The organism is Variovorax sp. RTB1 (assembly GCF_035018765.1).
Taxonomy (GTDB): domain Bacteria; phylum Pseudomonadota; class Gammaproteobacteria; order Burkholderiales; family Burkholderiaceae_C; genus Variovorax.
In genome coordinates this window covers 1-11,216 of the sequence record NZ_JASJXG010000084.1, presented here as the reverse complement: position 1 = coordinate 11,216, position 11,216 = coordinate 1, and the positions used below count along the sequence as shown (strand labels likewise).

Here is an 11,216-nt window from a genome sequence, read left to right as displayed (position 1 = left end):
ACCTGAAGCCGGCCAACCAGCGCAAGGACAGCGGCCTGACGGTCATCGCGCGGCTGCGACCGCAGCTGAACCAGGTCACCGGTCTGCGCGTTTTTCTGGGCACGGTGCAAGACGTGCGCTCGGGCGGCCGCGCCAGCAATTCGGCCTACCAGTACACGCTCAAGAGCGACAGCCTGGCCGACCTGCGGACGTGGGCTGTCAAGCTGTCCGACGAGCTCAAGCTGCAGCCGGTGCTGACCGACGTCGACACCGACCAGGACCAGAACGGCGTCGAAACTGTCGCCAAGGTCGATCGCGACACCGCACGGCGTCTGGGCGTCACGTCCACGGCCATCGACAACGCTCTGTACAACGCCTTCGGGCAGCGTCAGGTCGCGACCATCTACACCGAGCTGAACCAGTACCACGTCGTGATGGAGTGGGCGCCGCGCTATGCGCAGAGCCCGAACGCGCTGAAGGACGTGTACGTGCCAGCCACGCGTACGGCTGTCATCGCGGGCCAGACGGTGACCACCGAAGCAGCGGACACCACCTCGACCGGCGGCGCGACCAAAACCACGAGCGGGGCCGCAGCTTCCACTGCGGCGGGTTCGAGCACTGGCGCCGTCCCGGTGTCCGCCAACCCCGGCTCGCGCAACGCTTCCACAGGCAACGTGCTCAGCAACACTGCAACGAGCCTGGTGCCGCTTTCGTCGGTGGCGCAGTTCATGGAGAACTCGGTCGCGACGTCGGTGAGCCACGAGGATGGCGAGCTGGCGACGACCATCTCGTTCAACCTGGCCGAAGGCGCCAACCTCGGCGATGCCCGCGAGGCGGTTGCTAAAGCCGAGGCCAACATCGCGATGCCGACCAACGTGCGCGGCGCCTTCGCTGGCACCGCGTTGAGCGCGCAGCAATCGCAGGGCCAGCAGACGATGCTGATCCTGGCGGCGCTGGTCGTCATCTACATCGTGCTCGGCATCCTGTACGAGAGCCTGGTGCATCCGATCACGGTGCTGTCGACCTTGCCATCGGCAGGAGTCGGCGCGGTGCTGGCGCTGTTGCTCTTCAAGATGGAGTTTTCGATCATCGCGTTGATCGGCGTGTTCCTGCTGATCGGCATCGTGAAAAAGAACGCCATTCTCATCATCGACTTCGCGCTGGAGGCCGAACGCTCGCGCGGGCTCACGCCGCTCGAAGCCGTGCGCGAGGCGTGCCTGCTGCGCTTCCGGCCGATTTTGATGACGACCATGGCCGCTGCGCTCGGTGCGCTGCCGCTCGCCATCGGCTTCGGCGAGGGCGCGGAGTTGCGCCGGCCGCTGGGCGTCGCGATCATCGGCGGGCTTATCGCCAGCCAGCTCCTCACTCTGCTGACCACGCCAGTGGTGTACCTGGTGCTCGACAAGCTGCGCCGCCGCGGCGCGCACGAGCATGAACTTGGCCGTGCGATCGACGCCGAACCCAAACCCGTATGACTGCCTCGATGCCATCCTTTCCTTTCTCTTTGGGCGCCGTGGGCGTGCTGGTGTTGTCGCTCTCCGGTTGCGCGATCGGCCCGCGCTACGAAACGCCCACTGCCACCAACCCCGGCGCCTTCAAAGAGGCAGCTGCAGCCGCCGGCTGGTTGCCAGCCGCGCCGGCCGACGCACTCGATCGTGGCGAGTGGTGGAAGCTCTTCAACGATGGCAACCTCGACGAACTTGCCGCCCGCGTGCAGGTATCGAACCAGAACATCGCTGCCGCCGTCGGCAACTACGCGCAGGCACAAGCGCTGGTGCGCGAGCAACGCGCCGCGCTGTTTCCGCAGGTGAGCGTCGATGGCAGTGGGCGCCGAAGCGGTGCGCTGCGTTCGGGCAGTTCCGGAACGACGCCGACCAACGCGTTCTCGGCGACGCTGGGTGTCGACTGGGCACCCGACGTGTGGGGCCGCCTGCGGCAATCAGTGACGAGCGCCCAAGCCGGCGCGCAGGCCAGCGAGGCCGACCTTGCTTTGGCGCGGCTGTCGGCCATCGGCAACCTGGCGACCAACTACTTTTCGCTGCGCGAGACCGACGCGGAGATCGTGCTGCTCGACGAAACGATCGCCGGCTACGAGCGCGCCTACCAGATCACCAACAACCGCTATCAGGCCGGCATCTCCGCGCAGACCGACGTGCTGCAGGCGCAGACGCAATTGCTCAGCACGCGCGCCGATCGCGTGTCGTTGACGCGCAATCGCGCGACGTACGAACACGCGATCGCGGTGCTGGTGGGCTCCGCGCCCAACGACTTCAGCCTGCCGGCTTCCAAGTGGACGCCGACGGTGCCCGGCGTGCCCACCGGCGTGCCGTCGACATTGCTGCAACGCCGGCCCGATATCGCCGCTGCGGAGCGCGCAGTCGCCTCGGCCAACGCGCAGATCGGCATCGCGCGAACCGCTTACTTTCCCAGCTTCGGCCTGAGCGGTTCGGTCGGCAGCTCGGCCAGCCGCGTTGGCGATTTGTTCAGCGCATCGAACACGCTGTGGTCGCTCGGGTTGTCGGTCGCGCAGGTGGTGTTCGATGGCGGTGCGATCAGCGCGCGCGTCGACGAGGCCAAGGGCAGCTACGACGCCAGCGTCGCGCGTTACAGGCAAACCGTGCTGACCGCCTTTCAGTCGGTGGAAGACCAGTTGACCGCGGCCGCTACGCTGGGCCAACAGGAGGGCTTGCGCCTGCAGGCCTCGCTCGCTGCCGACAAGACCGAGCAACAGTTGCTCAACCGCTATCGCGCTGCCCAAGTGAGCTACACCGATGTCGTCACCGCGCAGGCCGCTGCGTTGAACGCACGCCGCACGCTGGTGCAGTTGCAGGTCAATCGACAGAACGCAGCGGTGGCGCTGATCCAGAACCTCGGTGGCGGGTGGGAAGCCAGCTGGCTGACCGTGCCACCCGCAACGGCCGCTCCGCAGTAAAAACCAAAGGCGGTGGCGGAGCCTCCCAATTACCTCCCCATTTGGATTCCACCATTCAGTTGCCGTTGCATCGCAGCGGTTGCCAGGGCAATGCCAACCGGCTGCGCCTGAAGCACCTCTCTTGATTCGGAGAACTGAATGAAAAAGTCCCTTACGGCGCTCGCCGCGCTGGCCGTCACTGGTTTGGCATCGGCGCAGTCGTCCGTCACGCTGTTCGGCGTGGTGGATGCGGCCGTCAGCTACCAATCGGCCACATCGCGCGATGCGGTGACCGGTGCCACCTCCAGGCAAAGCCAGTGGAGCCTGGCCAATTCCGGCTACAACGCGAGCCGCCTCGGCTTTCGTGGCACGGAAGATCTGGGCGGCGGCTTGTCTGCCAGTTTCTGGCTCGAGTCGGCCATCAGCAACGACGACGGATCGACCGGCATCGGCGCCTTCAACCGACGCTCCACGGTGAGCCTTGCCAACGGCTTCGGCGAACTGCGCCTGGGCCGCGACTACACCGCCACCTACTGGAACGACACCGTGTTCGATCCGTTCGGCACCACCGGCTCCGGCACCAGCGTGATCTCGTCGGTGAGCGGGAGCGCCAACCTCGCCAACCCCAACTACATTCGCGCCAGCAACATGGTCGGCTACTTCTTGCCGCCGAACCTGGGTGGCTTCTATGGCCAGGTGCAGTACAGCCTGCACGAAAACACCGACAACAGCACGTCCGCACTGGTCGCATCGACCAACAGCAACGCCGGCCGTTACGTCGGCGGCCGCTTCGGCTATGCCAACGGCCCGCTCGACGTCGCCATGTCGCTCGGCGAGAACACCGTCATCGACACCAACGCACTGACGCGCAAGGTGGAGACCGCCAACCTCGGCGCTTCGTACGACTTTGGCCCGGTCAAGCTCTTCGGCGAACTGTCGAGCGTGCGCAACCGCTTCGAAACTGCACTCGCCACATCGCGCGACAGCTACAACGGCTATCTGCTCGGCGCCAGCGTGCCGGTCGGGCCGGGCCTGATCCGCGCTTCGTATTCCGCGGTGCGCTATGACGAGGGCGCTAGCGGTCTGACGGGCAGCGATCCGCATGTTCAGAAGCTCGCGTTGGGTTACGTGCACAACCTGTCGAAGCGCACCGCGCTCTACGCCACGGTGGCACGCGTCAACAACCGCAACGATGCGCTCTACAGCGGCAGCGTGAGCTCCGCGATCACCGCGGGCGGCAGCAGCGCAGTCGGCTTTACCAGCTTGCCGCGTTCGTCGACGGGGTACGACTTCGGCATTCGCCACTCGTTCTAAATCGCAACGAATCGAACGGACAAGGAGCGCGAGATGCAAACACATCCACCACCGCCATCGACCCGGATGGACCTCTGCCAGATGCTGCGCGACGTGCCGCCGGCCTGCGTGACGCTGTTGCAGGCCAACGGCATCGCGCTCGACCAGCGCCTGCCTGACGAGCCCTTGCCCGTCGACGTGGGCGATCATGAGTGGGAGCTGCTGCTGTCCAACGTCTCCCGCATCGCCTGCCTCGCGATGCAGGGCGGCGGTACGCTGCAACTGCTGGCGCGCTCCGAGGGTTCGCGTGCGGTGGTGCACTTCATGGACGTGGGGCGCGATGCCTGCACCACCGGACTGGCGCAACTCTTCGGCAAGCCCGACGAGCGCACTGCAGGCTGCGTGCGGGCCTGCGAGTACATCGTGCATCGGCATGGCGGGCGCATCTATGCGGCGCCTTCGTCGCTGGGCAGTCTCGGACTCACGCTGCGGTTGCCGCTGCGGCCCTAGCTGTCTGCGGCATGGCAATGACGATGCAATCGCAGATTTCCGTGCGGCGTTGCGCGGTCGGCGTGCTGGGCACCGTGGTGTTCTGCGCCGTGATCGGGTGTGGCGAATGCGACGGCGACGATGGCGGCGGCAGCGATGCCAAGCGGGCGCGCAGCGGCAACTCCAGGCTGTCGACGCTGGCGCCGATCATGAACAGTGGCCGCACCGTCGGAGGCTATGCCAAACGCTCTGGCAACCCATACGGCAACCAGCAGACAAGCAGGGCCGGTCGCGACCTGTGCATTCAGCAAAATGGGCCATGCACCGAATGAAGCGATGACCCGCCTGACGCTCTCCAGAAAGATATTTTTCGCCCTCGCCGCATTGCTGGTGATGTTGCTGCTTATTTTTTCGGGCTTCTCGATCTTCGGTTTGCAAAGTGGCATGGGGCCGTACGTGGCGGAAATTGAAATCCGCCGCATGGACTGGCTCGCGCAGTTGCTGCAGAAGCACTATGTCGTCAATGGCAACTGGAACAAGCTGCGCAACGAAGACGAAGCGTGGCATCGGTTGCAACTGGGCCTTTCGAGCGAGTCGCGCAGCAGCACCGGCGTCAAGGAAGACAGCCGACTGCCGCCCTGGTATGCGCGTCGCCAGTGGCCGCACGGTGGGGACGGCGCGAGCAGCGGTGAGAACAATGGTGCGAACAATGGCGATGGCTCCTATGACGGCGAGGGTGGCCCGCCGATGCCGTCGCCGCAGCTCGACTTGCTGCCGCGGCGCTATGCACCACCCCCGCCACCCTGGCTCTACCCGGATCCACGCGAAGCCGCCGATTCGATCTACCAACGGCTCGGCGTGGTCGATGCTGCGGGCGTTCGTGTGGTCGGGGCGACCGTGGACAACGCATCGGCCGCGCGACTGAAGATCAAGCGCGGCAACGACGTGGTCGGCTACCTGGTGCTCGCGCCGGTCGAGGGCCTGGACAGCGAAGCCGATCGCGCTTTCATCGCGCGGCAGTCGAGCGTGGTCGCGCTGACGGCGATCGCTGGCTTGATCTTCGCGCTCGGCCTGTCGTGGCTGCTCGGGCGGCGCTGGCTCGGCCCGATCGACGCGCTCACGCAGGGTGCGCAGGACATCGCGCGCGGCCGCTCGGGTACGCGCGTGCTGGTGCCGGGCAGCGACGAGCTCGCGCTGCTCGGCCGCACCTTCAACGACATGGCCGAGCGCCTCGACACCAGCGAGGCATCGCGCCGCGCGTGGCTCGCCGATGTCGCGCACGAGCTGCGTACGCCCCTGGCAGCCATGCGTGCGGAGATCGAAGCGCTGCAAGACGGCGTGCGCACGTTCGACGACCGCACCGCGTTGCGGTTGCATCGGCAGGTCATGCGCCTGGGCCAACTGGTAGACGATCTGCGCAGCAGCATGCGCGACCCGCAAGGCGAGCCGCTGACGGTCGCCCCGCTGTTTCCGCTGGCGTTGTTGAAAGAGGCGGTCACGCTGTCGGCAGACCGCTTCGCACGGTCGCGCATTCGTGTCGACACGCGGGCGCTGGACGCGCTGGCCGCCTCTGCCCAACCGGTAATGGAGGGCGATGCGCGGCGCTTGCATCTTGTCTTTATGAATCTGCTCGACAACACGCTGGCGTACACCGATGCACCGGGCGAGCTGCGCATCGGGGCGCTTGTCCATTCATCGGCCGCTACCGCAGCCACCGAGGCGACCGACCGGCTGGTGCTGCACTTCGACGACAGCGCACCTGGCGTGTCGGAGGCCGAACTGCCGCGATTGTTCGAGCGCCTGTTCCGCGGCGAAACCTCGCGCAGTCGCGCGACGGGTGGTTCGGGTCTCGGTCTGTCGATTTGCCGCGCGACGGTCGAAGCGCATGGCGGCACCATCGACGCTTCTGCATCGCCGCAGGGCGGGCTCCGTATCACCGTGTCGTTGCCCGTGGTCGCTGCAACATGAGTGCAACATGACCCGCATTCTCATCGTCGAAGACGAGCCCGACATCGCGTCGGTGCTGCAAGACTATCTGCACCATGCGGGCTACGAAACGGAGCACGTCGCCGATGGCCAGACCGCGCTGGAGCGCATGCTCGCTGCGCCTCCCGACCTCACCCTGCTCGACGTCATGCTGCCTCGGCTCGATGGCCTGCAGGTGCTGAAACAGGCGCGCGCGCACACGCTGCATCCGATCATCATGCTGACCGCGCGCATCGAAGAAATAGACCGGCTGGTGGGGCTGGAAGCGGGTGCCGACGACTACGTGTGCAAGCCGTTCTCTCCGCGCGAAGTGGTGGCACGAGTGCGTGCGGTGCTGCGTCGAACAGCCATCGAAAGCGCAGAAGGCCGTGGGGCTGCTGGTACCACGGAGCGTGGTCGCGCCCTGTTGCTCGATGACGTGCACTGGCGCGCATCGCTGCATGGGATACCGCTGAATCTGACGCGCCGGGAGTTCGGCCTGTTGCAGGCGCTGGCGCGTCATCCGGGCCGCATTTTCTCGCGCGCCCGCTTACTCGAACTGGCTTATGACGACACCGCCGATGTGACCGAGCGCGCGGTCGACAGCCACATCAAGAACCTGCGGCGCAAGCTGTCGGTAGCGGCACCGGAGCACGACTGGATCAGGTCGGTGTATGGGATCGGCTTTGCTTTCGAGGCACCAAGTTCATGAGTTGTTGCACGCGTCCCAGCAGCTCTCCGCGCCGGAACGGCTTGGCGATGTAGTCGTCGGCGCCACCGGCCAGCGCTTTCGCTGAATCGCCTGCCGTGCTGCGTGCGCTCACGACGATAACGGGCAGTTCGGCAAGGGCTTTTTCGTTCTCGCTGCCGCTTCCTTTTTCACGCATCCAGCGCACCAGGTCGAGGCCGTTCGTGGAATTGAAGTTCCAGTCGAGTATCAGCAGGTCGAACGGGTCGGTGAGGAGCGCATTGCGAAGCGATTCACCGTCAGTGAATTGAGAGCAGTTGATGGCGTCGTCGTCAGTCGCACCAAAAGTCTCGAGGGTCGCAACCATCAGTTGCATCTGGATCGGTTCGTCTTCCAGGAGGGCTACGCGCATCGTCTGCTCCGGTGAAATCGATGAAGCGCTACTGGAAGCAGAGAGAAATTGCGAGACATTTGCCATTGTTGAGATCGCCGCGGCAGTCGTCGTTTGTCTGAGCGAATGGAACGTTTGTTTGAGCAGACATCGTGCAACCAGTTGAAAGCCCACTGATTTCTAACGCGCGCCGAGCAACGGTGGAAGGGGATGCTGATTCGCTCTGCATGGCACGCGCCTGTTGCGCACGCGTGGTCAGCCTCGGCCGGTGGCCGCCTGTCCGAGACTCCACAGCGGTAGAAAAACTCCCAGTGCGAGCAGCAGCACAAGCACGGCAATGACAACCAGCAAGATCGGTTCGATGGCCGCGGCCAAGCCTTTGACGCTGTAGTCGGTTTGCTGCTCATACATACGGGCTATTTCGAACATCAAGGAGTCGAGTTCTCCGGTTTCCTCGCCGACGGCCATCATCTGCAGAACCAATGGCGTGAAAACGCCCGTACCGGCTGCGCAGCTTGAGATGCTGCTGCCGTGCTCGATGCCATCGCGCATCTGCTTGATGCGGCTGCTGATGAAGTCGTTGTCGACCGTCACCGCCACCACATTCAAAGCCGGCACCAGCGGCACGCTGCTTTGAATCGCCAGGGCAAAGCTTCGGGCAAAACGAGCCAGGGCACCTTTGAGCAGAATGTCCCCGACGATGGGCAAACGTAGTTTGAGTGCGTCCCAGCGGTAACGTCCGACCGGAGTGCGCAGATAGCTTTTGATCGCGAGGCTGCTCGCCATTCCAGCGAGCACCAGCAGCGGCCACCACGAGACCATCCAGCCGGAAAACCCCAGCAGCGCGCGCGTAAGCAGCGGCAACTGCGCATGAAAACCTTCGAAAACCTGGGCGAAGACCGGGATGACAAATACCGTGAGGATCACAACTGCGACCGCCATCGCCACCATGACGAACATCGGGTAACGCATGGCCTGTTTGACGCGCTCACGCACATCCCGATCGAATTCCAGCTGCTCGTGCAGGTTTAAGAACACTTCGGGCAGGCGCCCGGTCATTTCGCCGACCTGCACCATCGAGACATAAAAAGCACTGAACGCTTTCGGATGTCGCGCCATGGCGGCCGAAAGTTCGCGGCCCTGGTCAAGGCTCGAGCGAATGTCCTGCAGCATCGCGAGCATGGTCGGTTTGCTTGCCGAAGCCTCCAGTCCTGCGAAGGCCCTGAAGATGGGAACGCCCGCTTTGCTGAGCGTGTGCATCTGACGCGAAAACACGAGGATGTCTTCCACCACGATCGGTTTCTGGTTGAAGCGCGCCAGCCAGCTGGTGCTGTCGGTCACGACCTTGGCAACTGCGGCAATTTGGACCGGAGCGACGCCGATGGCCATGAGTTCATCGGCGACACCACCTTCCGTCAGCGCTTCCATTTGCCCCTGGACCGTTTCCCCGCGGGCATTGCGCCCACGCCATGCGTACATTGCCACTAGGAGTTCTCTTCCTCGCCGGTGTCGAAGCCGACGCGCAACGCCTCTGCCAATGAAGTGCGGCCCTGGCGCACCAACGCCAGAGTCTGATGCGCCACGGTCTTGCCCAGCATTCGCTCGCGGGCGGCTTTGGTGAATGCGACGGGGTCGGAGCGCAGGATGGCTTCGGTCAATACCGGGTCCATCACCAATAGCTCGTAGACGCCCATCCGTCCTGCATATCCAGTTGCATGGCAGGCCGAGCATCCGGTACCGCGTCGGGCCGAAATTCCCTCGTCCGCCGCACCCATGGCGCTGAGCCACGATTGTTCCTGTGGCGTGGGAGTCTGTGGCTGCGTGCAGTCCATACAGTTGAGCCGCACCAGTCGCTGTGCGATGACCGCTTGAAGCGAGGTGGCCACCATGAAAGGTGGCACGCCCATGTCCAGCAAACGAAACGGCGTGCTGGCTGCGTCTCGCGTGTGGAGGGTGGACAAAACCAGATGTCCGGTGATGGCGGCCCGAAGACCGATCTCGGCGGTCTCGGGGTCGCGCATTTCGCCGACAAGAATCACATCGGGGTCTTGCCGCAATGCGGCGCGCAAGACCCTCGAAAACGTGAAATCGATCTTGTCGTTGACCTGTACTTGGGTGATGCCGGGCAGTCGATATTCGACAGGATCTTCGACAGTGATGACCTTCAGTTGGGTCACGTCGATTTCTGTGAGCGCCGCATAGAGCGTAGTCGTTTTTCCGGAGCCCGTTGGCCCGGTCACCAGCACCATGCCCGCGCTGCGCCCCAGCACTTCTCGAAACTGTTCGAGCATGTCTTTCGGCATGCCGATGCGGTCCAGCCGACGCATGCCGGCACGCTGATCGAGCAGCCGCATGACCACCGCTTCACCATACGTCGTGGGCAAAGTCGACAGGCGCACATCGATGGTGTGCTCTTTCAGCCGGACGCTGAAGCGCCCGTCCTGCGGCAGGCGCTTTTCGGAAATATCGAGGCCGGCCATGAGCTTGAGTCGCTGAACCACAGGGCTGGCAATGCGTTTGTCGGCCTGCATTTGCGTTTGCAGCGTGCCGTCTACCCGGAGCCGGATCATCAGCTCCGTTTCCCGCGGTTCGATATGCACGTCCGAGGCGCCGACATGAATGGCATCTTCGAAGAGGGACTGTAAAAGCCGCACCACCGGCGCACCCTGCGTACCGACCGCGACCGTCAGCTGGCCGAAGTCCACCACCACCTCGTCGGTGTCCTGTTCGAGTTCCCGCGCGAAGGTGCTGATCTCTTCGGTGCGCCGGTAGAGGCGATCGATTGACAACGCCAGTTGCCCTTCGGCGACTGCGGCCACGGTAATCGGGCGCTGGAGAATCCGGCTGAGTTCGTCGAATGCAGAAAGGTCGAGTGGATCGCCCAAACCGACCAGCAAAGTGCCGCGTTGATCGTCCAGCACCAGAGCGCGAAAACGACGGGCGGCAGACTCCGGCAAAAGATGCACGACAGTCGAACGAAAAGCGAACGTTTTCAGGTCGACGAACGCGATGCCCAACTGTCGGGCCAACCCCTGAGCCAAGAGTTCTTCGGTCAGGATGCCGGTGTCGATCAGCAGCCGGCCCAACTTCTTGCCGGTCTGTCTTTGCTGCCCGAGCACCTGTTGAAGTTGCTCGTTCGAGATCAGGCCCTGCGCGAGCAGCAGTTCACCCAGCCGCGCTTTCTCGATGCGTCGCAGCACGGTGGGGCCACTCGGCGCGAAGGGAGCGTCTATTTTGCTCATGGGTCAGCTTTTGATGGTCCATTTCAGATGCAGCATAAGTCTTAGCTGCTAAATCTCCTTAGATAGTTGTGACCGGCAATACAAAAGACATGAATTATTTGAAAATATTTCTTTTCAAATCTTTCAATAAGGCAATAAACAACAAATAAATATCAGACTTTGTTCTTAACAAAAATAAGAAATTGTAGTCATAAGTAGTCAATTAACTCGGATTACGACAATTTATGAAACAACATGTAAAGTTAACAATCTAAATAT

At 63.5% G+C, this 11,216-nt stretch carries 10 protein-coding genes; 7 read left to right on the top strand and 3 right to left on the bottom strand.

Annotated elements, in window-relative coordinates; genetic code table 11:
• From QN397_RS25780 to QN397_RS25750, 7 genes are all read left to right on the top strand, one after another.
• The coding region (locus tag QN397_RS25780) for an efflux RND transporter permease subunit (protein WP_323502399.1) at positions 1–1,454 on the top strand (1,454 nt) is incomplete at its 5' end.
• Positions 1,455–1,462: 8 nt separating this feature from the next.
• A complete protein-coding gene (locus QN397_RS25775; protein ID WP_323496276.1) occupies positions 1,463–2,911 on the top strand; it encodes an efflux transporter outer membrane subunit in 1,449 nt (482 codons plus the stop codon).
• A 138-nt stretch (positions 2,912–3,049) separates the two neighbouring features.
• Entirely contained in the window at positions 3,050–4,204 is a 1,155-nt protein-coding gene (locus QN397_RS25770; RefSeq protein WP_323496275.1) for a porin, read from the top strand.
• A gap of 33 nt (positions 4,205–4,237) precedes the next feature.
• Positions 4,238–4,693 carry a hypothetical protein gene (locus QN397_RS25765; RefSeq protein ID WP_323496274.1) on the top strand — a complete coding sequence of 152 codons (456 nt, stop codon included), beginning with the start codon at positions 4,238–4,240 and terminating at the stop codon, positions 4,691–4,693.
• Positions 4,694–4,716: 23 nt separating this feature from the next.
• Complete coding sequence (locus QN397_RS25760) at positions 4,717–5,004, top strand: hypothetical protein (protein WP_323502398.1); 288 nt, start codon at positions 4,717–4,719, stop codon at positions 5,002–5,004.
• 4 nt (positions 5,005–5,008) lie between these two features.
• Complete coding sequence (locus tag QN397_RS25755) at positions 5,009–6,640, top strand: ATP-binding protein (protein WP_323496272.1); 1,632 nt, start codon at positions 5,009–5,011, stop codon at positions 6,638–6,640.
• Positions 6,641–6,647: 7 nt separating this feature from the next.
• The gene (locus tag QN397_RS25750; RefSeq protein WP_323496271.1) at positions 6,648–7,349 is read left to right on the top strand and encodes a response regulator; all 702 of its coding nucleotides are present in this window, start codon (positions 6,648–6,650) and stop codon (positions 7,347–7,349) included.
• Here QN397_RS25750 and QN397_RS25745 read toward each other — a convergent pair.
• The 3 genes from QN397_RS25745 to QN397_RS25735 form a co-directional block, all read right to left on the bottom strand.
• Positions 7,300–7,890 (bottom strand): response regulator transcription factor, encoded by a 591-nt coding sequence (locus tag QN397_RS25745; protein ID WP_323496270.1) that lies wholly within the window; start codon positions 7,888–7,890, stop codon positions 7,300–7,302. The genes QN397_RS25750 and QN397_RS25745 overlap by 50 nt on opposite strands.
• A gap of 81 nt (positions 7,891–7,971) precedes the next feature.
• Complete coding sequence (locus QN397_RS25740; protein WP_323496292.1) at positions 7,972–8,976, bottom strand: type II secretion system F family protein; 1,005 nt, start codon at positions 8,974–8,976, stop codon at positions 7,972–7,974.
• Positions 8,977–9,200: 224 nt separating this feature from the next.
• A complete protein-coding gene (locus tag QN397_RS25735) occupies positions 9,201–10,958 on the bottom strand; it encodes a GspE/PulE family protein (RefSeq protein WP_323496269.1) in 1,758 nt (585 codons plus the stop codon).
• Positions 10,959–11,216 lie beyond the last annotated feature (258 nt).

Bases quoted from the DNA above. Each gene is read 5' to 3' on its own strand.
- QN397_RS25775 (WP_323496276.1), top strand. From the start codon at position 1,463: ATGCCATCCTTTCCTTTCTCTTTGGGCGCCGTGGGCGTGCTGGTGTTG.
- QN397_RS25770 (WP_323496275.1), top strand. From the start codon at position 3,050: ATGAAAAAGTCCCTTACGGCGCTCGCCGCGCTGGCCGTCACTGGTTTG.
- QN397_RS25765 (WP_323496274.1), top strand. From the start codon at position 4,238: ATGCAAACACATCCACCACCGCCATCGACCCGGATGGACCTCTGCCAG.
- QN397_RS25760 (WP_323502398.1), top strand. From the start codon at position 4,717: ATGCAATCGCAGATTTCCGTGCGGCGTTGCGCGGTCGGCGTGCTGGGC.
- QN397_RS25755 (WP_323496272.1), top strand. From the start codon at position 5,009: ATGACCCGCCTGACGCTCTCCAGAAAGATATTTTTCGCCCTCGCCGCA.
- QN397_RS25750 (WP_323496271.1), top strand. From the start codon at position 6,648: ATGACCCGCATTCTCATCGTCGAAGACGAGCCCGACATCGCGTCGGTG.
- QN397_RS25740 (WP_323496292.1), bottom strand. From the start codon at position 8,976: ATGCACACGCTCAGCAAAGCGGGCGTTCCCATCTTCAGGGCCTTCGCA.
- QN397_RS25735 (WP_323496269.1), bottom strand. From the start codon at position 10,958: ATGAGCAAAATAGACGCTCCCTTCGCGCCGAGTGGCCCCACCGTGCTG.